Annotated in this window: 28 protein-coding genes and 1 other RNA gene; 5 read left to right on the forward strand and 24 right to left on the reverse strand. The window is 36.8% G+C overall.

The genetic code is table 11. The features are described from left to right. Positions 1-80: 80 nt before the first annotated feature. An RNA gene (ffs, locus tag ACJJVM_RS12915) (signal recognition particle sRNA small type) lies at positions 81-179 on the forward strand. A gap of 166 nt (positions 180-345) precedes the next feature. Here the strand turns inward: ffs and ribB are convergent. The 11 genes from ribB to ACJJVM_RS12970 form a co-directional block, all read right to left on the reverse strand. Next, a complete protein-coding gene (gene ribB / locus ACJJVM_RS12920) occupies positions 346-1,482 on the reverse strand; it encodes a 3,4-dihydroxy-2-butanone-4-phosphate synthase (RefSeq protein ID WP_021778611.1) in 1,137 nt (378 codons plus the stop codon). 74 nt (positions 1,483-1,556) lie between these two features. Further along, entirely contained in the window at positions 1,557-3,215 is a 1,659-nt protein-coding gene (locus ACJJVM_RS12925) for an LptF/LptG family permease (protein ID WP_405211907.1), read from the reverse strand. Between the two features lie 63 nt (positions 3,216-3,278). Continuing rightward, a complete protein-coding gene (locus ACJJVM_RS12930; RefSeq protein WP_405211908.1) occupies positions 3,279-3,998 on the reverse strand; it encodes a LolA family protein in 720 nt (239 codons plus the stop codon). A 6-nt stretch (positions 3,999-4,004) separates the two neighbouring features. Then, complete coding sequence (locus ACJJVM_RS12935) at positions 4,005-6,470, reverse strand: DNA translocase FtsK 4TM domain-containing protein (RefSeq protein ID WP_405211909.1); 2,466 nt, start codon at positions 6,468-6,470, stop codon at positions 4,005-4,007. 175 nt (positions 6,471-6,645) lie between these two features. Continuing rightward, positions 6,646-6,972 carry a diacylglycerol kinase gene (locus tag ACJJVM_RS12940; protein ID WP_405212215.1) on the reverse strand — a complete coding sequence of 109 codons (327 nt, stop codon included), beginning with the start codon at positions 6,970-6,972 and terminating at the stop codon, positions 6,646-6,648. A gap of 141 nt (positions 6,973-7,113) precedes the next feature. Then, positions 7,114-7,614 carry a thiol peroxidase gene (gene tpx, locus ACJJVM_RS12945; protein ID WP_035328708.1) on the reverse strand — a complete coding sequence of 167 codons (501 nt, stop codon included), beginning with the start codon at positions 7,612-7,614 and terminating at the stop codon, positions 7,114-7,116. A 165-nt stretch (positions 7,615-7,779) separates the two neighbouring features. Continuing rightward, a complete protein-coding gene (locus ACJJVM_RS12950) occupies positions 7,780-8,037 on the reverse strand; it encodes a DUF6952 family protein (RefSeq protein WP_021778616.1) in 258 nt (85 codons plus the stop codon). Further along, the gene (locus ACJJVM_RS12955; RefSeq protein WP_035325090.1) at positions 8,018-8,332 is read right to left on the reverse strand and encodes a co-chaperone YbbN; all 315 of its coding nucleotides are present in this window, start codon (positions 8,330-8,332) and stop codon (positions 8,018-8,020) included. The genes ACJJVM_RS12950 and ACJJVM_RS12955 overlap by 20 nt, the downstream gene beginning before the upstream one ends. A gap of 13 nt (positions 8,333-8,345) precedes the next feature. Next, a complete protein-coding gene (locus ACJJVM_RS12960) occupies positions 8,346-8,990 on the reverse strand; it encodes a peroxiredoxin (RefSeq protein WP_021778618.1) in 645 nt (214 codons plus the stop codon). 175 nt (positions 8,991-9,165) lie between these two features. After that, entirely contained in the window at positions 9,166-10,629 is a 1,464-nt protein-coding gene (locus ACJJVM_RS12965; protein ID WP_405211910.1) for a Na+/H+ antiporter NhaC family protein, read from the reverse strand. Between the two features lie 239 nt (positions 10,630-10,868). After that, complete coding sequence (locus ACJJVM_RS12970) at positions 10,869-12,083, reverse strand: aminotransferase class I/II-fold pyridoxal phosphate-dependent enzyme (RefSeq protein ID WP_021778620.1); 1,215 nt, start codon at positions 12,081-12,083, stop codon at positions 10,869-10,871. A 191-nt stretch (positions 12,084-12,274) separates the two neighbouring features. Here ACJJVM_RS12970 and ACJJVM_RS12975 point away from each other — a divergent pair, with 191 nt between their 5' ends. The 4 genes from ACJJVM_RS12975 (at position 12,275) to ACJJVM_RS12990 (ending at position 15,332) form a co-directional block, all read left to right on the forward strand. Further along, entirely contained in the window at positions 12,275-12,733 is a 459-nt protein-coding gene (locus ACJJVM_RS12975; RefSeq protein ID WP_035325086.1) for an Lrp/AsnC family transcriptional regulator, read from the forward strand. Beyond that, entirely contained in the window at positions 12,730-13,371 is a 642-nt protein-coding gene (locus tag ACJJVM_RS12980; RefSeq protein WP_298348180.1) for a CPBP family intramembrane glutamic endopeptidase, read from the forward strand. The genes ACJJVM_RS12975 and ACJJVM_RS12980 overlap by 4 nt, the downstream gene beginning before the upstream one ends. Positions 13,372-13,432: 61 nt before the next feature. Then, positions 13,433-14,005 carry a Crp/Fnr family transcriptional regulator gene (locus ACJJVM_RS12985; RefSeq protein ID WP_298348182.1) on the forward strand — a complete coding sequence of 191 codons (573 nt, stop codon included), beginning with the start codon at positions 13,433-13,435 and terminating at the stop codon, positions 14,003-14,005. 118 nt (positions 14,006-14,123) lie between these two features. After that, the gene (locus ACJJVM_RS12990) at positions 14,124-15,332 is read left to right on the forward strand and encodes an MFS transporter (RefSeq protein ID WP_298348184.1); all 1,209 of its coding nucleotides are present in this window, start codon (positions 14,124-14,126) and stop codon (positions 15,330-15,332) included. Positions 15,333-15,405: 73 nt separating this feature from the next. Here the strand turns inward: ACJJVM_RS12990 and prfB are convergent. The 13 genes from prfB to ACJJVM_RS13055 form a co-directional block, all read right to left on the reverse strand. After that, positions 15,406-16,513, reverse strand: a protein-coding gene (gene prfB, locus ACJJVM_RS12995; protein ID WP_148305630.1) for a peptide chain release factor 2 whose coding sequence is annotated in 2 segments (ribosomal slippage) — positions 15,406-16,449 and positions 16,451-16,513 — 1,107 coding nt in all. Because the reading frame shifts where the segments join, the coding sequence is not laid out codon by codon here. Positions 16,514-16,604: 91 nt separating this feature from the next. Further along, positions 16,605-17,282, reverse strand: a complete 678-nt coding sequence (gene trmD / locus ACJJVM_RS13000) for a tRNA (guanosine(37)-N1)-methyltransferase TrmD (RefSeq protein WP_021778625.1) — start codon at positions 17,280-17,282, stop codon at positions 16,605-16,607. Between the two features lie 34 nt (positions 17,283-17,316). Next, a complete protein-coding gene (locus tag ACJJVM_RS13005; protein ID WP_405211911.1) occupies positions 17,317-17,760 on the reverse strand; it encodes a GNAT family N-acetyltransferase in 444 nt (147 codons plus the stop codon). A gap of 53 nt (positions 17,761-17,813) precedes the next feature. Continuing rightward, positions 17,814-18,401: a hypothetical protein gene (locus ACJJVM_RS13010; RefSeq protein ID WP_298348193.1), complete on the reverse strand. Its 588-nt coding sequence runs from the start codon at positions 18,399-18,401 to the stop codon at positions 17,814-17,816. Positions 18,402-18,884: 483 nt separating this feature from the next. Next, a complete protein-coding gene (locus tag ACJJVM_RS13015; RefSeq protein ID WP_405211912.1) occupies positions 18,885-19,490 on the reverse strand; it encodes a hypothetical protein in 606 nt (201 codons plus the stop codon). Between the two features lie 121 nt (positions 19,491-19,611). Continuing rightward, complete coding sequence (locus tag ACJJVM_RS13020) at positions 19,612-20,097, reverse strand: hypothetical protein (RefSeq protein WP_038597060.1); 486 nt, start codon at positions 20,095-20,097, stop codon at positions 19,612-19,614. A gap of 120 nt (positions 20,098-20,217) precedes the next feature. Continuing rightward, positions 20,218-20,676, reverse strand: coding sequence for a hypothetical protein (locus ACJJVM_RS13025; protein ID WP_405211913.1), 459 nt, complete (start codon positions 20,674-20,676; stop codon positions 20,218-20,220). 232 nt (positions 20,677-20,908) lie between these two features. Continuing rightward, the gene (locus ACJJVM_RS13030; protein WP_405211914.1) at positions 20,909-21,883 is read right to left on the reverse strand and encodes an alpha/beta hydrolase family protein; all 975 of its coding nucleotides are present in this window, start codon (positions 21,881-21,883) and stop codon (positions 20,909-20,911) included. Between the two features lie 313 nt (positions 21,884-22,196). Beyond that, a complete protein-coding gene (locus ACJJVM_RS13035; protein WP_405211915.1) occupies positions 22,197-22,895 on the reverse strand; it encodes a hypothetical protein in 699 nt (232 codons plus the stop codon). A gap of 430 nt (positions 22,896-23,325) precedes the next feature. After that, a complete protein-coding gene (locus ACJJVM_RS13040; RefSeq protein WP_299148384.1) occupies positions 23,326-24,030 on the reverse strand; it encodes a hypothetical protein in 705 nt (234 codons plus the stop codon). A gap of 385 nt (positions 24,031-24,415) precedes the next feature. Beyond that, the gene (locus tag ACJJVM_RS13045) at positions 24,416-25,453 is read right to left on the reverse strand and encodes a hypothetical protein (protein WP_405211916.1); all 1,038 of its coding nucleotides are present in this window, start codon (positions 25,451-25,453) and stop codon (positions 24,416-24,418) included. A 38-nt stretch (positions 25,454-25,491) separates the two neighbouring features. Further along, positions 25,492-25,830: a hypothetical protein gene (locus tag ACJJVM_RS13050; RefSeq protein ID WP_405211917.1), complete on the reverse strand. Its 339-nt coding sequence runs from the start codon at positions 25,828-25,830 to the stop codon at positions 25,492-25,494. A gap of 23 nt (positions 25,831-25,853) precedes the next feature. Beyond that, positions 25,854-26,180 (reverse strand): VOC family protein, encoded by a 327-nt coding sequence (locus ACJJVM_RS13055; protein WP_405211918.1) that lies wholly within the window; start codon positions 26,178-26,180, stop codon positions 25,854-25,856. Between the last annotated feature and the right edge of the window lie 87 nt (positions 26,181-26,267).

A 26,267-nucleotide genomic window follows, 5' to 3' on the forward strand; every position in this document is an offset into this window, starting at 1 on the left:
TGTTGAATTTTATAGCAATTTAAAACAAAAAATCGGGCTAAAAAACCTTGTGACTTCTCAAAGAAGCTATATCTTTGCAGCGGCAAGTCCTACACAACCAGCTCCTGTCGAATCCCCCAGGGTGGGAACGCAGCAAGGGTAGATGGTCGTAGCGGTGTGATGTAGGTAGCTTGCCTTTTTTTGTGCGCACAAGTCAAGTAATTTGACAATGATATATAACAATCTCAAACACCAGTAATGATGTTTGAGATTTTCTTTTTTACGCTTTCGCGAAAGCGTAATTAAAACCCATAAAAAAGCCATCTCTTTATTGAGATGGCTTTTTAAGTATATGATAAATAGGTCTTAGTACCCTACGCGTTCTACAATCTCAAGACCGTAGCCTACGATACCGATACGTTTAAGCCCCTCGCTGTTAGTCATAAGTTTTACTTTAGAAATGCGTAGATCGTGTAAAATCTGTGCACCTATACCAAAGTCTTTTGAGTCCATAACAATATTAGGAGCTTTCATTACTCCATCTTTTTGAATGTTTTTGAGCTCACTTAATCTTCCCAGTAAATTTGCCGATGCATTTTCTTGATTTATAAAAACTATAGCTCCTTTGCCAGCCTCATTTACGGCTTTAAACATATCGTCTAGTTTGGCATCTGGATTATTAGTAAGTGTGCCTAGTAGGTCGTTGTTAATTTGAGTAGAGTTTACACGCACTAGTACTGGCTCATCATCTTCCCATCCACCTTTAGTAAGTGCAATGTGCACAGTGTCATTTGTGGTTTGCTCATAAGCGCGAAGTCTAAAATCTCCAAAACGAGTTTTTATCTCAAAGTCTTCTTTTTTGTCTATAAGGCTATCGTGGTTCATACGGTAGGCTACTAGATCTTCTATAGAAACAATTTTGAGGTCAAACTTTTCTGCCACCTCCATAAGTTGTGGGAGTCGTGCCATTGTACCATCTTCATTCATTATCTCTACAATGGCTCCTGCAGGTTTAAAACCAGCAAGTCTAGCAAAATCTATTGCGGCTTCTGTGTGCCCGGTGCGACGCAGTACACCACCTTCCTTTGCCTTAAGCGGAAAAATGTGTCCTGGTCTACTTAAATCATAAGGTTTAGTCTGCGGGTCTATAAGTGCTTGTACGGTTTTTGCCCTATCTGAGGCAGATATACCGGTGGTTACCCCTTGACCTTTTAAATCTACAGAGATGGTAAAGGCCGTCTCCATAGGGTCTGTGTTGCTCGTTACCATCATATTGAGTTGCAACTCTTCACAACGATCCTCAGTAATAGGAGCACAGATAAGACCACGTCCGTGCGTAGCCATAAAGTTAATCATCTCTGGTGTTACTGTCTCTGCTGCCGCTACAAAGTCTCCTTCATTTTCTCGGTCTTCATCATCTACTACTATGATTACTTTGCCATTTTTAATATCTTCTATGGCTTCTTCTATAGTGTGTAGTTGTATCGTTTTGGGTGCTGTCATTTGTATGAGTAACGTTTTGCACAAAGATACAAGAACGTGTGTATATAATGGATATTCATTTAGCTCAGATAGCCCTATAGATTATCTGTAAAATACCCTTGAGTTTTTAAATTGTCTAAGGTAATACCTAGTTTGCCTAGTCTTGAGATAGCAGCCTTACGTACATCTGTAGAGTGTCCAGATTCTTTATAGTTTTTTACAATGTCCTTGAGCTGGTTTGAAGAAAGGCTGTCTAACATTTTTTCTTCTTCATCGCTTATTGAGTAACTTAAGTCTAGCGCGTCAATATTGATAGCTTTCTTTTTAGGTCTTGCAAATAGTTTTTTAATAAACTTAGGCATAATGTCTACATCAAAGATGCCTTGGTCTGTCGTTGCACGATAAGTGAGGTACACCCCAAGCGGGAACAAAATAAATGTACTTAACCAGCTTGCTATAAACGGACTAATTGAGTTGTCTTCTGCACTATTTTTCGCAAAAATACCTATGAAGTGAAAGGTAAGAAAGAGTACCACACCTATTACAATAGGCAAGCCAAGTCCACCTTTACGTATAATAGCGCCTAGTGGAGCTCCCACAAAAAAGAGAAGAATACAGCTAAAGCCTAGTACATATTTCTCGTGTAGTGAGATTTCAAATTTGCTTAATCTCTTTACATCTATTTTGAGAATCTTTTTTCTGTTCTCTATATCTGCAATAGTGTTACTTATATTAGACTTTGCAATTTCTAAGATACGCACGCGGTCTTTAATCTCGTAGTTGTCTAATATGACTTCTTTAATCTCAGCACTTTGTTGCTCGACGTTACTTTGATAAAGGGTGTCTACAGTAGGTGGTTTTACACGACTCACATACTTGTCTGTAAATTTTGCTCTGTCTTCTACAAATCTTTTAGATAAGGCTGTAATACTAGAATCTAATAGTACAATATCCATCATCTGGTAAGTGTTGTCTATATCTCTGGCATCTAGATCTTCACTATCTAGCGCGCTTAGGTCTATGTTGAGCGTGTAGGTCTCAAAATAACTCTTTGCAAAAGGCTCTTTAAGTTTTTCTTTAGTCTTCTTCTTCTGTACTTCTGTGTAGTAGTTACCTTCCTTGAGTTGTAATGAGAGGGTAGGGGAGTCTATAGAACTTATAAGCTCTCCTTCTTTTGCAACGATAACCGTATAATTACCTAGGCGTCCTTTTTCCTTTTGATGTATAACAACATCTCTGAGATATTGATCTCTATCACCATACTTCTCTGCAACACGCATATTAAAGTCGTCACCTACTTCATTAAACTGCCCACTACGTATGAGCATAGCAGGTTTCATCTTACCTATATTATTACGTAGGTTTCTAAACTCATATTGAGATGCAGGAATCACATAGTTTGCAAATAAGAAGGATGCAATACCTAAAAATATAATGAAGAAAATCACACTCTTCATAGCCCGCTGTAGTGAGATCCCAGTAGACTTCATTGCTGCAAACTCATAGTTCTCAGCAAAATTCCCAAAGGTCATTATACTCGTAAGTAGCACAGATAGTGGTAGTACAAGCGTTACAAGGCTAGGCATTGCAAAGAGTAAAAACTTTAATATTACATCAAAGTCCAGATCTCTACCTGCTAGTTCTTGTATATATAACCATACACTCTGTAAAACAAAAATGAACATCAATATAGTAAAGATGCTCAGAAACGTTTTTACAAACGTAAAGAAGATATAGCGGTCAAGTATTTTCATTTATAAATGATAAGGGCGCAGACAAAAATAAGAAGTCTGCGCCCTTAGCTCTAGTATCTACTGTTATAATTTATTGATATAATAGTCTGTGTATTTACCCTTGTCAAAAGTAAAGGTATTCTTTGCAAGTGGCTGGTTAGTCTTAAAAGAGTTTACCGTTATTGTCACTTTAGTACCATTGTTTTGGGTAATAATAAGTTTGTGTATATGCTTAGTCTGAGCATCTACACCTAGCAAAGTATACTTCACATCACTATTAGAATCCATAGGTGTGAGTTTTACAAATTGTATCTCTCTACCATTTACTTTTTGCTTGATGTCCATCTTTTGCGTGTATCCTTCATTAAAGAAAGAAAGCATTTTAGACGGTGTGATCGCATTTTCATCTTGATCACTCATCGCGCTTATGGTTACCTCTTCATCTTCTGGTACAATCGTGTAGACATTTGTCCCATCAAATAATTGCTTCGTACCCATAAGTGATAACTTATAATTATCACCTGCCATTACTACGTTACCTTTAGTCTCTTGATTTACGCCTTCGGCTTCATTGCTAAGGGCATATTTAAAGTCTATTGCTATATTATCGTAGCTCTTAACTTTAGTGTCTACCTCTTTAAGGAGTGTTTGTACAGATTGCGCTTTCGCGAAAGCGGTCATAAATAACAACAATACCACTGGCATTGCACGCTTTGCAAATTTTCTGTACCCTTTTACTGCGACTGGAACTAAGACCTTCTTAAAAAGTATAGGTGCCAGCCAAAAAATTAATCTCTTCTTCATCTTGGTTTATTCATTGTTAAGGAGTTGATCGAGAGCCATCATATCTGGAACCAGAACCTGTCGTGCTTTACTACCTTCAAAAGGTCCTACCACACCTGCAGCTTCTAGTTGATCTATGATTCTACCTGCTCGATTATATCCTAATTTAAGTTTACGTTGCAATAGTGAGGCACTACCTTGTTGAGCTATTACCAAAACTTCGGCAGCATCACGAAAAAGTGCATCTCTATCTGATGCATCTATATCAAGACTTGTGCCACTCTCTTCACCTACATACTCTGGCAGTAAATGTGCATCTGGATATGCTTTTTGATTACCTATATACTCTACAATGCGCTCTACTTCTGGAGTGTCTACAAAGGCACATTGTATACGCACAACATCATTACCCTGAGTGTATAACATATCCCCACGACCTATAAGCTGGTCTGCTCCAGAGGTGTCAAGTATGGTGCGACTATCAATTTTTGAAGTTACTCTAAAGGCGATACGCGCCGGGAAGTTTGCCTTAATAATACCTGTAATAACATTTACAGAAGGACGTTGTGTTGCGATTATAAGGTGTATACCAATGGCACGAGCAAGCTGCGCAAGACGGGCAATAGGAGTCTCTACTTCCTTACCAGAAGTCATAATTAAATCTGCAAACTCGTCTACTACCAGTACAATGTATGGTAAGAACTTGTGGCCGTTTTCTGGATTGAGCTTTCTTGCTTTAAACTTTGCGTTGTACTCCTTAATATTACGGCACATTGCATTTTTAAGAAGGTCATATCTAGCATCCATCTCTATACACATAGAGTTGAGCGTGTTAATCACTTTTGAGTTATCTGTGATAATGGCCTCTTCTGTATCTGGAAGTTTTGCGAGATAGTGGCGTTCTATTTTATTAAATAAAGTAAGCTCCACCTTTTTTGGATCTACCAGTACAAACTTTACCTCGGCAGGGTGTTTTTTGTATAGCAATGAGGTAAGGATGGCATTAAGCCCTACAGACTTACCTTGTCCCGTAGCACCTGCCATAAGTAGGTGAGGCATCTTTGCAAGATCTACCACAAAAGTCTCGTTTGAGATGGTTTTACCTAGTGTAAGTGGTAACTCCATCTCTGCTTCTTGAAACTTCTTACTAGCCACCGCAGAGCGCATACTTACTATACGAGGATTCTTATTAGGAACCTCAATACCTATCGTACCGCGACCAGGGATAGGAGCAATGATACGTATACCAAGCGCACTTAATGATAGTGCAATATCATCTTCTAGATTCTTAATTTTTGAAATACGTACACCCGCTTCTGGTACAATCTCGTATAGGGTTACGGTAGGACCTACGGTTGCTTTTATGTTTGAGATTCCTATTTTGTAGTTGTTGAGTGTCTCTACAATGCGGTTTTTATTCTCTTCAAGTTCTTCTTGATTAATGGTAATTCCCTGCCCGTTTGTGTAGTCTTTTAATAAGTCTATAGGTGGGAATTTAAATTTTGCCAACTCAAGCGTAGGGTCAAACTCACCAAAATCTTCTACCAGTTTTGAGCTCAGGTTATCTGTAAGTTCTTCTTCTTCGACTGGTTTTTCGACCTCTACCTCTACTACAGTTTCTGGGGTAGGGATGACTTCTTCCTCTTCTGGAGCTTGGGTAACTTCAAAGCTACTTTCAACCTCAGCTGTCTTTTTAGTAAGTGTAGGTTGCAAATTTTGTACATTTTGTTCAAATGTAGAGGTGGTTGTAGGTGGTGTTTCTGTTTCCGCTTTCGCGAAAGCGGTCTCATCTCCACCAGTGTTACTTCCCTTAAGTATTTCTTGTGCCTCATAAGTAGATGAGTTATCTACAATAACAGGCTCTGGAGTCGCATCTGAAGCAAACTCGCCTGCAAGGGCATTTTTCTTTTCTTTAAAATAAGTGCTCACACGCTCTGGTGTAAGTCGTAAACGTAGCACGAAGTAAATAATCGCGAGGAAAGTCATCACGATAATAGCACCTGTAAGCCCTAGGTAGTCTTGTAAAAAATCGTTTATTTCATAACCTACTGTACCACCCAGTATGTCATTACTGTTACTAAAGAAGCCTAGAAAAACAGCAAGCCATAACATTAAAAGGAGACCCCAAAACCAAAATTTCTTAAGTGCAGCTTTTGCATAATCAAAAAAGTAATAGACACCAGTTAAGGCGGTGAGTATAGCGATGGTGAGTGCAGGGATCCCAAAACCTTTGTAAACAAAGAAGTGACTTATGCGAGCTCCTACTAGGGAGAGCCAGTTAGACGCATTATCTTCTCTAGTACCTGTTTGTAGTAGGCTCTGGTCTGCTTTCCACGTAAAGAGATACGAGATAAAAGAAAAGAGTAGGGCAAGGCCTAAAAAGAATAGAAAACTCCCAAGTATAATCTGTTGCTGGCGCGACAGTTTAAAGGAAATAGGTTTTCTAGGGGTTTTAGGTTTGGTTTTTTTTGCCGTGGTTTTCTTTTTTGCCATAGAAGCGCTCGAGGTTGTTTTTTGAGTGGATATAAAAATACAATATTGAAACGGAATTTTTATGGGTTTATGCGCCCTTGTTTAACGTTTCTGTATAAGTATATTTTTAGGGTAATATCCTCTTGAGATGCTGCTATTTAAAAGCGGCTTGTCACAAAAAATGTATGTAGATTTTTTAAAAAATTCTAGGGATGTAGATAATACCTGCGATAATAACGGAAATAAGTGCTGCAATACCCACGGCACCCGCAGCAATATCTTTAATGCGACCTATTTTTTCGTGAAAATCTGGATGTATAAAATCTGCAATACCTTCTATCGCGGTATTAAGTCCTTCTGCAGTCATAACCAAGCCTATGCATAGGGTTTGAGCAATCCACTCTGTACGGCTTATGTTGTAATAAAAACCAGCAATGGTAATAAGTATAGCCACACCAAATTGTACCTGTATGCTTGCCTCAGAGCGTATGAGTTGTATACCGCCTTGTAGCGAGTATTTCATCCCTTTGAGTCTTCCTGTTATAAATTTTATAGGCACGTGTGTTTGGTTTTTATGGTGTGAAGTGGTTACAATAGTACATAAATAAACCTGCCAGATTATACGTAGTTGTACAAGCTCAGGCAGGTTCATGTATATTTTATATTATTTCAGAGCGTTCATTGCACCTTCATAGTTAGGCTCTTGACCTACTTCTGGTACTTGCTCTGTGTAAACTACTTGCCCTTCTTCATTAAGAACTACTACGGCTCTTGAGTGTAAGCCGTCAAAACCACCATCTGCGATAGTAACTCCATAGTCTTCACCAAATTTTCCTGTCTTGAAATCAGATAAGGTGTGTACATTATCTAGACCCTCTGCTGCACAAAAACGTGCTTGAGCAAATGGTAAGTCACGAGAGATACAAAGTACCTCCGTATTTTCTGCGCTAGAAACTTTTTCATTAAACGTACGTACAGACTGTGCACATACACCTGTGTCTACAGATGGAAAGATGTTAAGTACCACACGCTTCCCTTTATAGTCTGATAAGCTTGCTGGAGAAAGATCGTTTTTTGATAACGTAAAATCTGGAGCTGCTGTTCCTACTTTTGGAAGTTCGCCTACGGTTTGTGTTGCGTTGCCGCCTAGTGTTATTGTTGCCATTTTATTTTTTTTTGTTGTCTCGTAAAAGTAAAACAAAAACTACCATTTACCACTCGCTTAACAATTGTTTATCAAGTTGCTCTGGTATACTTACATTGAGAATAAAAAAAAGTACAACTGCCAGTGGCGGTTGTACTTTTAATTAGGTTGTGCGAGTAGGAAATCTTAGTTATCTATAGAGCCCATTACACGTTTCATAAAGCCGTTAAGAGCCTCTTTTTTTGCGGTACCGCTACGCATATCTTTATGCACTTCTAGCGCTCCATACATATTTGAGATAAGTTCACCTATAACGTCTAGCTCTTCATCTTTAAGAGAAGGAACCTCTGTAAGGTGCTCAAGTGTCTCTACTGTTTCAATAAGAAAATCTTGATCGTTTTCTTCTATAAAACCTACGAGGTGCTTAATTACTGGTAACTTCATTTACAAGGTCTTTAAGTACATCAAATTTATTAGTCTGTACTTGATTAGTAAATGATCCCTTTGTAAACGTTGCAAATGTAGGAAGGTTATCTACTGTAGCCATTTTACGTGACTCAGGATTCTTCTCTGCATCTACAATAACAAACTTTACGTTTTCGTTTTCTGAAGCTAGTTTCTTGAACTTAGGCTTCATAATACGACAGTTACCACACCAGGTAGCACTGTATTGTACGACAACGGTCTCATTTTCGGCAACAATCTGGTTAAGATTATCTTGATCTAATTCTTGAATCATAGCTTCTGTTTTTTTAGTTTGCGTGAGCAGCAAGGTAGCTAGCTACACCATCACGGTTTGCGTTCATCGCTTCTTTACCATCTTCCCAGTTTGCAGGACAAACTTCTCCTTTTTCTTGTACGTGCGTGTATGCATCTACAAGTCTTAAAAACTCAGATACGTTACGACCCAGTGGCATATGGTTTACACCTTCGTGAAAAACAGTACCCTCTTCATCAATAAGGTAAGTCGCTCTGTAAGTTACATTGTCACCATCTACAAGTACAGTTCCAGTCTCTTCATCAAAACGCTCGTTAGTCACGTCAAGAATACCTAACTGGTTTGCAAGGTTACGGTTAGAGTCTGCAAGTATAGGGTATGTTACACCTTCTATACCTCCGTTATCTTTTGCAGTGTTTAACCACGCAAAGTGTACTTCTGGAGTATCACAAGATGCACCTATTACGATTGTATTACGGTCTGCAAATGCTTGCTTTGCTGCTTCAAAAGCGTGAAGCTCTGTAGGACAAACAAATGTAAAATCTTTTGGGTACCAGAAAAGAATGATTTTCTTTCCTTCTTCTTTTGCTTTTTCTAAGATGTTGATCTTAAAAGTATCTCCCATTTCATCCATTGCATCTACAGCAAGGTTTGGGAATTTTTTTCCAACTAGTGTCATTATTCTAAGGTTTTTATGTTCGTAATTTGAAAGTGCAAAAATACCCCCAAATCAAGCTCAATAAAAGCCTGTAAAATCCAATAATCTGATAGTAGTATTAGTATTCTTTATGTAACCTTGTTAGGTGTTGTAAATGTGTAGGTTACGCTTTCGCGAAAGCGTAAAAAAATCCTCTTTATGCTTTTCTTGCATCCTTAATTTGTCTGATCTTAATATTAAATCCTGCAAAAATGAGTGTCATAAATGGCGAGAGCCAGTTAAAGATGGCAAAAACAAAGTACTCTGCTACGCCTACATTAAGGACACTACTCTGGTATGCTCCACAAGTGTTCCAAGGGATAAGAACAGAGGTTACCGTACCAGAATCTTCTAGCGTACGAGATAAGTTTTCTGGAGCAAGTCCTTTGTCTTCGTAGGCTTTTTTAAACATTTTACCTGGGATGACAAGCGCAAGATATTGATCTGAAGCAATAGCATTGAGACCCAGACAAGAAATCACTGTACTTGCAAAAAGACCAAAAACCGTGTCTGCGACACTTAGTAGCGCTTTTGTAATTCTAGATAGTGCACCTATACCATCCATAATTCCTCCAAAAACCATCGCACAACATATAAGTAATATCGTCCATAGCATACCAAGTATACCTCCCGCGCTAAAGAGTTCGTTAAGTGTAGCGTTAGGTGTTTCTATAGCAGTATCTGTCCAGATAGCTGTGGCTATGGCATTTATTTTTGATGTAGATAATCCCTCTAGTATTTCTGGTTGAAAGATATATGCAAACACTGCTGCAAGCACGACACCTATTCCTAGTGCAATGAGTGGTTTTGTCTTTGTAACGATTAATGCAATTACCACACCTGGAACGATAAAAAGCATAGGAGTAATATTAAAGGTGTCATCTATTACACCTAGTAACTCTGTGACATCTGCCGTACCTGTGGTGTCTATATTAAGGCTTATAATAATAAATACCAATAGTGTGATTACTATAGTAGGTACTGTGGTAATGGTCATATATTTTATATGCGTAAAGAGATCTGTACCTGCCATCGCTGGAGCTAGGTTAGTCGTATCACTTAGTGGTGACATTTTATCACCAAAGTATGCACCAGAAATCACCGCTCCGGCTATCATACCTGCATCTATACCCAGCGCTTGACCTATACCTATAAGAGCAATACCTACAGTGGCAGAGGTGGTCCAAGAGCTTCCTGTTGCAATGGAGATAATGGCAGCAATAATAACTGAGGCTGGTAAAAAGATAGTAGGGTTTAATACCTGAAGGCCGTAATATACCATCGCAGGGATGATACCGCTCACAAGCCAGCTGCCGGCAAGAGCTCCTACTAGAAATAATATGACAATAGGTACAAAAACACTTTTGAGGTTTTCCCAAACTTCGGCGAGCATTGTGCCTAGTGTAGATTTATTAAGAAAGCCTACCACTGCGGCTGCAGCTCCTCCCATAAGAAGGATGTATTGATTAGAATACTCACCAAGCCACTCACCATCTTTAAGAAAAATATTATACGCTAGAAGCCCCATTAAAATAACAACTGGGATAAGAGCCTCCCACAAATTTAGTTCACGATTATCTACAATATGATGGTTTTTTTGCTCTTCTAGATTGTTGTTCATTGTGTGTGTTTTGTATAGGTAATGTTACAATAATAGCCTGTATTTTGCAAGGTGTGAGAGCAAATAGCTCATAGCTCTCATTCCACGCTCATCTCTTAGATTAAAAGAGGTGAGAATCTATCACTCTTTGTTATAGTTAGTTAGACTGTATAGAGCAATACTTCTTATGTTATAAAAAAACAATGCGAGCTTACAGTAGGTTACCATAAGCTCGCAAAGATTTTATTAGCGATAATGTGTTATGCCATTTTTGGAACCAAAACGCCTATCTCTTCCATACAAGATTTCATCATTTCATAAGTACGTTCTATATCTGCATCAAGGCCTATTGAGAACCTTATAAGACCATCTGTAAGTCCCATAGCTGCTTGCTCATCTTCTGGAATTTCTGATGAAGTAGAGGTTCCTGGGGCGCTAAAGAGGGTTTTGTAAAAACCTAAACTCACCGCTAGATAACCTAGGTTCTTTTCTTGCATTAACTCCATAAGTGCATTTGCCTTATCTAGTGAGCCTACATCTACTGTAAGCATACCGCCGTAGCCGTACTTATCATTCATATGTCTATTAAACACCTCGTGACTAGGGTGAGAAGGGAGTCCAGGGTATACCGTTCTTAGTCCTAGGTTTTCAAAACGCTCTGCGAGATACATAGCATTGTGACTATGTTGCATCATACGTATATGCAGGGTGCGCAAGTTCTTGAGTACAGAGGCTGCTCTCAGACTATCCATAGTAGGGCCTAGTAGCATACTTGCTCCATCATTTACATTACGTAACTCATCTATAAACTCTTGTGTACCGCACACCACGCCACCTACGGTGTCTGAAGATCCGTTTATAAACTTAGTAAGACTGTGTATCACCACATCTGCACCGTGGTTTACAGGAGATATAGAGAGCGGTGAGAATGTATTATCTACCACTAGTTTAAGGTGATGTCTTTTTGCAATGGCAGAGAGCCCTTCAATATCTGCAATCTCAAGTAGTGGGTTGCTCACAGATTCACAGTAGAGCACCTTCGTGTCTTTTGTAATAGCGGCTTCTACTGCTTCCAGATTTGTAATGTCTACAAAGCTCGTCGTGATGCTTAGTCTAGGAGCAAAGTTTTTTAAGAAGGCATATGTTCCTCCATAAATGGTACGGCTTGACACTACGTGATCACCAGCCTGGCACAGTTGTAATAGGGTAGGAGTGATAGCACCCATACCACTGGCAGCAACGTTTGCCGTTTCTGTTCCTTCCATTGCAGCTAGGGCTGCACCTAGATAAAGATTAGACGGTGTGCTGTGTCTTGAGTATAAATAACAACCATCTGCATTACCTTCAAAGGTGTCAAACATTGTTTTTGCCGATAAAAAAGTGTAGGTTGAGCTATCTGAAATAGAAGGATTTACTCCTCCAAATTCTCCAAAATACTGTAAATCTTGGATCTCGTTTGCGGGTTTAAATTTCATAAGGCGCTAAGTGTTTGAATAGATTAGTTTAAGTAAATACTTGTTATTTATAACGTAAATGTATGTATATGTAGATATTTAATCAATAGTGAGTTGGATATATAGATAATTAAACTGTATTATTGTAAATAATTAGAATTTAGCTTTCGTGAAAGCATAAGTTTACCCCAAATACTGATAATTTTTCTATGATGAAACTTGATGAACTAGACAAAAAGATTTTAGGATACCTACAACAGGACGCCAAAATCACAAACAAAGAGCTTTCTGCAAAGCTTAATCTTTCTGTAACTGCTATTTATGAGCGTGTAAAAAAGATGGAGCGCTCTGGAGTGATCGCACAGTATATTACACTTCTTAATAAGGATATTGTAGGGCTAGGCTTTCAGGTGTTTTGCCACGTAAAGCTAGAGAAGCACGCGCAAAATGCAATAGACTCTTTTGAGAAAGAGGTGACTGCGCTAGATGAGGTGCTAGAGTGTTTTCACGTAAGTGGGGACTATGATTATTTACTCAAAGTGCTGGTAAGAGATATGGAGCATTTTCGTAATTTTATGGTAACCAAGCTTACTACGCTTAAGTATATAGGGAGTACACAGAGCTCGTTTACGATAAGCGAGGTAAAAAACACTACAACAATCACGGTATGATGAATGGCAAGTATTATGTACTCACAGAGTTTTTTATATTATTCATAATACTACCATTAAGTCTATTATTACCCTATGACTTTAAGATTAAAGGAGCTTCGGTTTTAATAGGTTTTACATATTTACTGGTGATGCTTTATAGAAGTAAGGCAGTAAAGTTTAAGGTTGAGCGGTCAATAAACTGGCCGTCTTTTTTTAAGGAGACAGCTGTGAAGCTTGTTGTTATAGCTATTGTTACTACCATTTACGTGTATATATTACAGCCTTCTAGCTTGTTTTGTGTACCACAGAGCAACCCAAAATTATGGGTGATGATATTGCTAGTGTACACCTTCTTATCTGTATGGCCGCAAGAGGTGATTTACAGAACTTTTTTCTTTAACCGTTATGATGGTTTCTTTAAAGACAAGCGATTGCTTATGGTGGTAAATGCGATTGTATTTGCAATGGCGCACTTATTTTTACGCAACACCTTAGTCATTGTACTCACCTTTATAGGCGGATTATTATTTGCTTATACCTTTAAGAAAACAAGATCTACCACACTGGTATCTATAGAGCACGCTTTATATGGTAACTGGTTATTTACAGTAGGGATGGGGCAGATGCTTGCCTTCCCAGGGATGGAGGCGTGTTAATCTATGGCAAATGAGTATTTATCTTTAATCAAGGTTCTAGTAAATAGTGTAATTTTGAACTATGGAAAACAAGTTTCATTCACTAAGACAACATTTTGAAGAGTTATACTCGTTGACAGATGAAGAATGGGATTTTATTGAGCCACACTTTCATTTTAAAACATTAAAAAAGCATCAATTTTTAATTCAAGCAGGGCAGGCTGTCAATTTTGAATACTGGATTATTAATGGCCTTGTGAAAGCCTATCACATAGATGATAAAGGTAAAGAGCACATTCTCCAGTTTGCAATGGAGAAATACTGGGTGAGTGATCACTGTGCTTTTCAGCATCAAGAACCAGGAACTATATTTGTAGATTGTCTAGAAGATTCTGAATTTTTCTACTTGTCATTAGAAGATAGGGAGAAGATTTGTCTTGCAGTGCCAGCTGTTGCCAATTTCTTTAGAGTTAAATCAAATCACGGTTATATTAACCTGCAAAAAAGAGTATTGTCATTACTTACAATGACTGCAGAAGATAGGTATCAATACCTAGTTACTAAACTACCTGCTTTAATACAGCGCGTGCCTAAAAAATTAATAGCTTCCTATTTAGGCGTTTCCAGAGAGACTTTAAGTCGTTTTAATAGCTAAAAGTGATCTAAATCACATTTTTATATTGATCTACCTCACATTAAAACTGTGAGGTATGTCCTCGCACACCCCTTTGTTTTCATAGAATTTTGTATCCAACAATTAAAAACAAATTATTATGAAAACAACAACGATAGATAAACATACAACGGTGACTAAAAAGAAGAGTCTACCAGCTGCTCTATGGGCATTGACCATAAGTGCCTTTGCGATAGGTACAACAGAATTTGTAATTGTAGGTCTGTTGTCTACAGTTGCAAACGACCTAGGTACATCATTAACATCAGCAGGATTATTAGTAAGCCTTTATGCTATTGGTGTAGCCATTGGTGCACCCATATTAACTGCTTTAACTGGTAAAATTCCAAGGAAACAATTATTGATGGGAATTATGTTGCTTTTCATCATTGGTAATGGTTTAGCAGCAATTTCACCTAGTTTTGAATTGTTACTCTTATCAAGAGTCGTGACAGGTTTTGCACACGGTGTATTCTTTTCAATTGGGTCTACCATTGCCGCTAGTTTAGTTCCAAAAGATAAAAGAGCAACTGCCATTTCTATAATGTTTGCTGGTCTTACTGTAGCTATTGTAACTGGTGTGCCTTTGGGTACTTACATCGGTCAGAATTTTGGATGGAGAGCAACATTTATTGGTGTTGCACTATTAGGATTAATAGGAGCAATAGCAAGTTTAGTTTTGGTTCCTAAAAACATCAAACAATCGGCTCCATTAAGACTTGTAGACCAATTAAAAGTGATTAAAAATCCGTCTATTTTATTGGTGCTTGCCATTACTGCATTTGGTTATGGAGGTACGTTTGTCACATTTACTTACTTAACACCATTGTTAGAAAAAGTGACCGGCTTCTCTTCAGATATGACTAGTATATTTCTTTTAATCTATGGGGTTGCAATAGCTATAGGAAACATTGTAGGCGGTAAAGTTTCAAACAATAAACCAGGCAAAGCATTATTGGTGATGTTTGCATTACAAGCCATTGTGTTGTTTGTATTGTACTTCACGGCTTCAAGTCAGACTTTTGCCATAGTAACCTTATTTTTTATGGGAATACTTGCTTTTTCAAACGTACCTGCATTGCAATTATATGTGGTAAAAATGGCCGAAAAATACTTGCCAGGAACCGAAGATGTAGCCTCAGCATTAAATATCGCAGCTTTTAACGTTGGTATTGCCATAGGCGCTTATGTAGGCGGAATGGTAGTGGAATCTGACCTAGGGGTTGCCGCGACGCCTTGGGTAGGAGGTATGCTTGTAATTGTAGGGTTCTTATTAACCTTAGCTTTGTTTAGAAAAGAAAAAATATAGAAATCATAAGTCTATATATTAGAAAAAAAAGCCAATCGTGAGATTGGCTTTTTTTAAATATACTTCATATTCTTTAGAGCTCATCACTCGCTTCTTCTTGCCCCATCATCATTAGGTATCCTTTTAAGAAGAGGTCTATATTACCATCCAGTACAGCATCTGTGTTACCCGTCTCTACAGCGGTGCGTACGTCTTTTACAAGTTTGTAAGGATGTAATACGTAATTGCGTATTTGTGATCCCCACTCAATAGCCTTCTTATCTGCTTCTATCGCATTACGGGCTTCCATTTGCTTGCGTAGTTCTAGCTCGTATAATTGAGAACGTAGCATTTGTAATGCTTTTGCTCGGTTATCGTGTTGCGATCTCGAGTCAGAACAAGAGATTTGTATACCTGTAGGGTGGTGGGTAAGTTGGACCTTAGTCTCAACCTTGTTTACATTTTGCCCTCCAGCACCAGAAGATCTTGCCGTCACAATATCATAGTCTGCTGGATTGAGTTCTATCTCAATACTATCATCTACAAGTGGATACACATATACCGAGGCAAATGAGGTATGACGCTTCGCATTACTGTCAAAAGGGGAGATGCGCACCAGTCTGTGTACACCGTTTTCACCTTTAAGCCAGCCAAAGGCAAACTCACCTTCTATCTCTAGCGATACCGTTTTTATACCCGCTACATCACCTTCTTGAAAGTTAAGCTCTTTTACCTTCCAGCCTTGTTTTTCTGCATACATTAAGTACATACGCATAAGCATAGATGCCCAGTCGCAACTCTCTGTACCACCAGCTCCGGCGGTAATCTGTAAGACACAGCTTAGCTCATCACCCTCTTCTGAGAGCATATTTCTAAACTCGATATCTTCTATAAAACTAGCCGCTTTCTCATAGCGTGCTTGTACATTTTCTTCTGGAGCTTCGCCTTCTTTTGCAAATTCATAGAGCACCTCTAGGTCTTCTACAAAGGTTTGAGCCTCCTCATAATCTGTTACCCATTTCTTTTTAGAACGTAAGGTTTTCATAAAGGCTTCAGCCTCTTTTGGGTCGTTCCAGAAATTTGGGTCAAAGGTTTTTTCTTCTTCGTTTTGTATCTCGATACGTTTACGATCTACGTCAAAGATATCTCCTTAAGCCGTCTACGCGCTCTTGGAGTGATTTTATGTGGTCTGTTGTAATCATATGCTTCCCTTGCTGGGTATGTAATTTAAAATGCTATAAACTTCTAGGTGTTGAGAATGTGGGTTGTTACGCTTTCGCGAAAGCGTACTCATTACTCCTCTAGTAAGTCTGGTCTTCTTTCTTTTGTTCTTATATATGCCTGTTCTTCTCGCCACTCTTCTACCTTAGGAGTATTGCCACTGGTGAGAATCTCAGGAACTTTCCAGCCTTTATAATCTGCTGGGCGTGTGTAGATAGGTGGAGCGAGTAATCCATCTTGAAAACTATCTGTAAGCGCCGAAGTCTCATTACCTAGCACCCCAGGAATTAAACGTATCACAGCATCACAGAGTATCAGAGCGCCTAGCTCGCCACCGCTTAGTACGTAGTCTCCTATAGAGATTTCCTTGGTAATAAAATGATCTCTCACACGCTGGTCTACACCTTTGTAGTGTCCACATAGTATGATAATGTTGCCTTTGAGCGATAGCGTGTTTGCCATCCCTTGGTCTAGCGTCTCACCATCTGGAGTCATATAGATAACCTCGTCATAATCACGCTCAGATTTGAGCTTAGAGATACATTTATCTATAGGCTCAATTTGCATTACCATACCTGCACCTCCGCCAAACTGGTAGTCATCTACCTGCTTATACTTAGTATCTGTATAGTCTCGCAAATTGTGAAACTGTACTTCTACCAGACCTTTTGCAATAGAGCGTTGCATTATAGAGGCCTCAAAAGGACTCTTTAATAACTCTGGTACGACGGTAATAATATCTATTCTCATAAGTATACAATTGTAATGCGAGGCGGGTCTTGCGCTAGCGAGCCCAAAAGTAATGTAAATCGGGGTCTTTTGTAAAGCCTAGACGCTCATAAAGTTTTTGTGCCGGGTTTGTAGTACCCGTTTGTAATACAATACCTTTCTGCCCAGTGGCTGTACATAACTCTTTAACACGATTTATAAGCAAGGTACCTATACCTTTTCCTCTATGGTCTGGATGAATATATAAATCATTGAGCAATAACATACGCTCCATACTTACCGAAGAAAATAGGGGGTACACTTGCGTGAAACCTACTAGCTCCTGCGGATTACTTGCAGTGTGAGCGACATAAATGGTACTCTCATTATGTGTAAACCGTTCTTTAAGGAAGGAGCGAGCCCCTTCTATATCTGATGGTTGTTTATAAAACTGTCTATACCCATCAAAGAGCGGGATGATAAACTCAAGATCTGTAAGTGTAGCCTGGCGTATATGCATAAAAAAATCTATACCCTAAAGTACAGATTTTATAGTATTAATAAAACGAGTGCTTACCCTTTTGAAGATTTAAGCGCTCTGTTGCGCTCATCTTGTAGCTGGCGACCTAGTTTTTGCTCTTTCTCTAAGGCTTTACGGCGGTAATCTTCAAACTCTGCCTCTGTCTCATCTAGTTTGTGCTGTGCCGTTTTAGTAAGTACGTTACTACTTCTAAATTTGAATATAAAAAATAGTAGTGCAAGTAGAAGTACACCTGCAATACTCCATACCATCGTGTTGTAGTTGCCTTTACTCATTTGAGCCCCAAAAAAGTTCATTGAGTCTTTCTCACCTTCTGTTGTTTCTAGTGTAGCCTGCGTTTGAGCAAGGTCTGTGCTTACCTGTGCTGCAGCCGCTTGCTGCTGTGCCATTTCTGACTTAAGATTTTCTATCTCTGCCTGTAGGCCGTCTATGCGTTTTTTTGTGTTTTGCTGTAGGCGGGTCATTTTTACTTTTTCAATCACCTTAAACTTCTGGTAATTGTTTGAACCATCTATAACCTCTGTAAATTGATCATCAATGCTCTTTGAGGCATCTTGTGCTTGTACAGCGGTAAAAGAAAGGAGGAATATAAAAGCAAAAGCCTTTGTAATAGCGTTCATAAATCTGAAAAATTAAATGATATTTTATATAAAAACGACGATGTACCCCATCGCAGTTTACAAAAGTACGTGAAAATACATCTTTTGGACTTTTTAAATAAAATTATATCTCAAGATGTTGCTTCTTTTTTGGAGTAGGAAGGATTTGGTAGGGGTTATGGGTGAGATGGCAGAGTGGATTTAATTAAGACTAGCTCTAAAACCTATTTTGATGCGTAGCCATACGATTGCGGTAATAACCAAGTATGCAACTGCCTTTTGTGTAGCTTATTTTATCGTGAACTGCGAGCCCTAGGGCAATCAGCCGCCACGTTCAGGCTATGGTTAGTGCGGCGCGGAAGTTCAGTGAACTTCAAGCCAGCACAAGTAAAAGTTTTTGGCGTTTTTTAGTTTGTAGTTAAAAATAAGAAAAAAGCTTTTGCGACAACACAAATTAGCCCACATTTCGGCTAGCACTTGCTCCAGCATTAATTATAGCTTGTGTTAGCTGTAGTATTTCTTTTTATAAGTCTCAATTAAGCTATACAAAACACCAATATTCCAATCATCTTTGAAATAATATGCTTTATTATAGTGCTCATTATTTTTGGAGTAAATCACGTAATAATGATCATAAGCCTTAGTGCTAATTTTTTTCCATTCAGTAGTTTTTTTAGAATATAAAATTCTTTTTGAATCTATTTTAGTTTTTGCAATTTCAATTTCCTCTCCATTTTCTATATCTGTAATTAGTTTTAGAACTAAATCGTCAACATAGTTATTCCAAATTGTGTTTAAAAGGTTACTATATTTTTCCGATAATTCTATTTTTTTATATCCATAGTAACTCTTGAAACTAATATTTAATTTGTTGTTATTTAAATCTCTTATTGTTAAGATATACTTGCGCCCAATGACGAAGTAATAACCTTTAATCCATTCTATTCCAAACTTGAAGTCTTTTATATCACTATATCTAATAAATGAATTTTGTTTTTTTATAAAATCAGTGTCATCGAATTCTACACCTTGTTCGTTAAAACAAACTTTTCTTTTTTTGAAGTTGGATAAGCCTTTTCTTATGTATGTTATATAATTTACTTTTTCCAAGATTATCTTATTACAGCTAACAGTCCACTACATAAAGCGAGTGTGGCTCCCGATGGCTATCGGGATTGCAGGAGTGCCTGTTTTTTTGTTTTCAACTCAGTTCTTTGTTGTGTGTAGTTAATTAAATTAATCGATCCTTTAAAGACTCATATTGTTTTCTGAGTTTACCCACTTGAAATAACAAGAATATGGCAATAATATTGAAACTTATCATAAACTGACTCCTATCAGCCAATTGGCCTATTTCAAAATAGGAAGTCCAGAAAATGAAACCAGTAATAAAATCATCAGTAAGATCGAACTGAACACACATAATTAACCCTGACCCAAAAACATACATTAAACCGCTTATTTTAAAACCCAGAATTTGAATCAATTGATTGACTTTCGAGTAGGCTAATCCCTTAGAATAATGTTTGCCGATTAGTAAGTTCCCGGAATAAATAGAGAACACAAAAAGTATCAATGGAACTGTAGAAACAAGTAATTCACGACTTTGTAAATTTTCAATCATTATCAGTGTATATGACATAAAAACAATTCCGATAAAGCCACCAGCAATTTGGTAAATTGCGAGTAATTTATTTCTTTTCTTGAATTCATTCATCTTGTATTCGTATTACATACAACAGGCCACTACATAAAGCGAGTGCGGCTCCCGATAGCTATCGGGATTATTGGTTTTGATTTTTAATTGATTCTTCTAAATTATTGACACAAAGAGGGCCTATTTAATTTTATCCATTTTGTCGGTAAATAAATTAATTAATTCCTCTTTATAAGGGTGTCCATCTTTAAAGCAATCCTTCTCTTCAGAATCAAAAACTATTAAGCAAGTAAAATAATCATACATTGTTTCAGTTCCGTCAGTTAAAACAGTAAAGGTTTTATCATTTCCGTCTATGAGCTTTACATCCTGCCAAACAATTCTTTCAATATTTTGTTGATGTAATCCACTTAACTTTTCGCTCCATTTACCATAATTCTGACGCATTAGTTTCTTTGCATCTGTAGCTGATTCTATTTTGTAAAATCGGAGTTCGTTTACATAAATTGTATCGTTTTCAACTACGACTGGTGTATTCACTATTTTAAAATCAGAATACTTTGGTTCTATAATCACATCCTTTGAAGTTGAACAACTCCAGGCGATAACTACCATTAATATACAGATGTATTTTTTCATAATTACTTGTTACAGACCACTACATAAAGCAAGTACGGCTCCCGATAGCTATCGGGATTAATGGAGTGCTTGTGTTGATTGTTTTTTAATTGATTTTCTAAATATACGAGTATTTGAGAAAGTTGACGCTTTCGCGAAAGCGTAAAATCAGGAAGACGCCACGATGAAAATTATAGATTAAAATAGGGGTAAAACCTTGATTGAAGGTCTTACAATCGCTCTAAAACCGATTTTATCGTCCGTGATATTCCATATTCGGCAATTGTTCATCGTTCTTTAAATATTTATCAAACCAATTCAAAACTTGCTTGTTAACTTCATTTTTATGTTCAGAAATTCCGTGGTCGCCACCTTCAAACATTATAAGTCTGTATGGAATTCTGTTTCTTTGAAATTTCAAAGCAAGATTTAGACTTTGTTCTGGTTTTACTCGCCAATCAGAATTTCCGTGTAACATTAAAATTGGAACATCTTTTGGAAATTTGTCAGCCCATTTTATTGCGGACCTTTTTTCTAATTCCGCATATTTATTGTCGGCATAATTTGGAATAAGTTCTGATAAAACACCAGTTTCCATTTCAGGTCGCTCTTTAATAGAACTAAAATTATCAGAAACTGCCCCACCTACTGCGACTGCTTTTATCTTGTCAGATTTAGTTAAAGCTATATAAGTCATCATTCCGCCGCGACTCCAACCATACATTCCAATTTTACTCGTGTCAGCATCCTCTATTTCTTTCAGGACTTCCGTTAGAATTGTTACATCATTAACATCTTTTCCTCCAAATTCCTCTTGTCCTTCGCTTCCTCCATTTCCACGATATTGACTTGCAATTACAACATAACCTTCTTTTGCAATTTGACCAAGTGTAATTGCTCCGTGAGCAATTTTAAGTGAGCCAAAATTCCTATTTCCACCACGATTATATATTACACAAGGATATTTTCCTTTTTTCTTCGGCTTAACCATAAACCCATTTATTTTCAAACCATCGCTTAAATAAGTGATTCTATAAATTTCAATGCTATCTAAATATTTGAAATCTTCTTTCCATTCAATTTGTCCATTTTTGGCTTCTGTTAATCTCGGATAAATTCGTGTTTTTGATAAATCGGATATTAATTTTTGATGAAGAAGAAGTTCCTTTTTTTGGGCTTCACAGCTCGTAAATATTAATAAGAAAGCAAATATTGTAAAGTATTTCATCGGTTTCCTTAAATGGTGTACAACAGACCACTACATAAAGCAAGTACGGCTCCCGATAGCTATCGGGATTAATGGAGTGGCTCTGTTGATTGTTTTTTAATTGATTTTCTAAATATACGAGTATTTGAGAAAGTTGACGCTTTCGCGAAAGCGTAATAAAGCAACTAACTGAACGTACTATGTAAGTCGCCGATTTATCTATTACTTATCTATAGAGAAATGCAGTATGCTGCTTAAATAAGGAGCAGTCATCCTTATATAAGGTTGTTGTATAAATCACTCTCTAAGTTTAGAAGGTGATGAAGATAAGAGGTTACTTAGACACTGTAATTTTAAATTGTCCATTTGTAATGTCTACAAAATCTGAAGCATCATTTACGTTGTATAGTCTTACAGTAAAGGTTCCTTCTATAAGCTGCCTTACATTAACTAGGGTTCCAAGGAGGGAGTCATTATTACTTACTGTGCTAGTAATGGTAAATGAATTAGACGCATCATTTGCTCCATATGATTCATAGTATGTACTAACATCACTAGCAATAGGTGAGTAGTCTATACCTATCTGTCCCATTGTCCCAGAAGAATTATCGTCTAGTGCATATTCATAATTGCCAGTTGGAAAGAGACTATTAAAAGCTTGTGAAGAGGACTCTTCACTAGAGCATCTGTAAAATCTTACAAAGTTAAACCCGAGACTTGGTTGAGAATCTTCATTATCAAAATTGGGATAAATAGAAGAACCGTATGTTACTTTATAATCTAGCCCTTGATCTTGACTGGTAGCGCAAACAGCACCCTCTAGCGGTATTCTAGATATGATCTGATAGTCTAGTGAAGTAGCGTCATTACGAAGACCGTACACAAAGCTTTCTCCATTAATTTTTCCCGAAACAAAGTAAAGATACTCTGAGCTATCTACCATTTGGTTTTCGGTAGAGTCAGTATCATCTGTGCTACAGTTTAAAAAAAGACTACATAAAATTGATACTAGAAATAGTTGGAATTTTTTCATTCTTGATTGATTGTAACAGGATATCTAGTGACGATTATACGTCTTAGAGATCGATAGCCTGCATTGATTGATTTTTTTAATTGACGGCCTAAATATACACTTATTTATGAATTTGAGATATGCTTTGAGCATAATTCAAAAAAATAATTATGTAATAATTACGCTTTCGCGAAAGCGTAAAATCAGTAAGACGCCACGATGAAAATTATAGATTAAAATAGGGGTAAAGAACCTTGATTATAGCCCTTACAATCGCTCTTAAACCGATTTTGAAGCGTAGCTATACAATTGCGGTAATTACCAAGTATGCAACTGCCTTTTGTGAAGCATATTTTATCGTGGTCTGCGAGGCTTTTGGTAATTAGCCACCACGTATTGGTATATGATTAGTGTCCCGGAGGGCATTAATTATATGCCTTGTTAGGTGATGTTATTTTATCGTTTTTCCATTTATATCTAAAAGTTCAATTTTAGGCGTATCATTATTATCAATGTATATTTTGATTCTTGGATTTCCTGTTTTATCATTAATGAATAGTCCAACATCTTTGTTGAAATTTTTTCCTATAAATAGTCTGTCTTCCATTAGTAAGCTGTCCAGTTTCATTTTTTGATATTCATTTTTCTTTAAAAGTTTATCGTTAATTGAATCTAATTTTTCAAACCTTTTGTTTCGTTCTTGGTTGGTGTTTTCTTTAGGGTAATCCCATAATTGCAATCCATATTTTCTTGCATTGTTTTTTGTATTTTCCATATACTGAAGTTGCATAATTTGGTCATCACGAAATTTGTCTACTGATAAAACCATCCCAGCGTCATTTTTATTTCCGTCATATATCAATCCTCCGCATTCATCTCCAGCAGAATTAAAAAAAATCATTCCTGACGGCCTTTCTCGTGGTTTGAGTTTTTCTCCATTAATGATTCCTGGGTGTTGTCGAACTTCATTGCTGATGACCATTCTTAAATTCGTTCCAGATTCATCCACTAAGTTTATACGTTTAACTGTTAACTCATCAAGATTTTTATTTTTTTGAATATTTAAATACACTATAAATAATAAAAAGAATGTTGTACTGATTATTGAATAGAAAATTAGAAAATTAACCTTTTTACTTAAGTTGTTGTCTGTCATTTGTTTTTTAATTGATTGTTTAAATATACACTTATTTGTGAATCTGTCGCCGCGCATAGAGCTTTCAAATCCCGATGTACTTCGGGACGCGTTATGTAATAGTTCTTGCCTCAGACGAGAGAGGAATGACCGAGAGGAAGGCACCGGTCTCGGCTATGATTAGTGCGGTGACAAGCAAACTTTTTGTTTCCGCCTGCGCACGAAGCTACATTTATAAGATATAGCAACTTCAATAATAAACTCAGACCTTTCGGTTTTGCCTTAAAGGCCGTACTGCGTTTAGCTTTAGTTATTATTAGAAATAATACACAAACGTAAGACCGTTTTTCTTTAGTATTTATGTCCGTCTAGGCAAACAATCTTGAGACTCAGAACAAAAATCACATTAGTTAATAGAAGACTTCAATTGAGATTTCTCAATAGATTCACACGTCTTATTGAAAAATTTTTGTGGTTCGTCTACATAAAATGAGATTGTTGTATAATTATTTTTAATGCCATATAAGCTATAGAGCGTTTCAGTGTTCTTGAGAGTTAAGATTACATTATGAGTCTCATATCTACCAAAAATGGAGAGCCTACTTGTTTTTTGTCGCATATTTTTAGAAGAAAGCACAATACTTTTAATGTTGTTTAACTCAATAGAAGTTTCTTTCATTATCCCATATCTTAAACGAAGGATATCTTCTTCAAAAGAGATTGGTCTTTTAATAATAGATTTTAGCAAACCTAGAATTTGTAGTAATGTATAGATGCTTAAAAAGGTAATCAACCAAGCTTTTGGATTGCCCTCTTGTTCTAAGATATAATGAAAAACTGTAGCCTCTACGCCTATGATGAGCATAATGCCCAGTAATATTGAAATAGATGCGCTTTTTTTATGAATTGAAAATTCTCCATTTTTAAGTGGGCGGCGTTTCCAATTTATAATTGCATAGTACACTACTGTAATTTCTGTAGCAATTATTCTAGCCATAAACTTAGGGAGAAGATCTTGAGAAATTGTTTTTACAGTCGTATAAAAATCTATATGGTTATCTCTATTTTGTCTATAGTTCAGTCGTGCCTTTCGAAGGTTTACTATGATATATACGAGAATTCCAACTTCTAAAATAGGCAACAACCAGGTTCCTAATACAGGCAATACGGTCTGGTTTTCTGCGGGTATTATTTTGTAACAGATAAATAGACCAATAAGTAAAGCTATAACAACTGTGTTCTTTGGAACTGCATTTTTTCGAATTAAAAGAAAATAAATTAATGGAACGGTTAGAATTAAGTCTATAGTTATCCACGCAGAAATTAAACTAGGGTTTGCTGTAAACTGGTTTGATTTTGAAGTAAAAATCAACAGGCTTAAAAGAGCAAGAGGAATTAAGAAGGGTATAACTTGATTCTTAATATCAATGTTTCTAATGTCCATATGGAGATATATTAAAATTCAATTAGATTTTTGAGCTTTTAACTCAGTTCCTTGTTAGCGGTAGTTTTTATTTTTTCATTCCTGTACTCTATATGATATTCTCTTTCCTTATTTTCAATAACCGCTTCAAAAGGTTCAGGCTTTATTTTTATAGATGTTGGAAACCAAATATCTTTTAAATTATAGTTTGGTAAAAGAAAAATTCCTTCTTGTGAACCATTTGTTCCAAATCGATCTATATCTCCTTTCCAATATTCTATTTGTAATTCATTTTGAAGTTGGTCATTTGTTTTTTTAACATCCGCTGTAGGCATTCCCATTTCATTTACTCCCAAAACTTTTGAAATATCAAATTCGTCAAAATCATTATTATTCAAATCATATCTTACAATAAACTCAGCTATGTTTCCACTTGCATCATAAAAGTAAAATGAGTCAGCATTCCAAGATTCAAAGTTTTGAGTTTTTCTGCCATTTTAATATTTACAATTTCAGTTCTTTTTTCCATCCATTTTAAAGCTTCGTTTAATTTATTGGAAGGGATTAAAAAACAATAATGATATTTATATTCTCTTTCTGTTTTTTCGAATACTAATTCACTCCAACCAATTTTTACAGAAAAATGATTAGCGGTCTGTTTTAAAACTTCAAACCCTAAAGTCTTTGAGTAAAACTCTAATTCTGACTCTAATTTATTAGTGTAAAGTTTTAGTTTCTTAAATCTCATTGTCTATTCTATACAGTTTTTTAATTACAGTTTACAGGCCACTACATAAAGCGATTACGACATCCTTATACAAGCTCAGCACAAGTT

The sequence above is a fragment of the Dokdonia sp. Asnod2-E02 genome, from assembly GCF_045063915.1.
Lineage (GTDB): Bacteria > Bacteroidota > Bacteroidia > Flavobacteriales > Flavobacteriaceae > Dokdonia.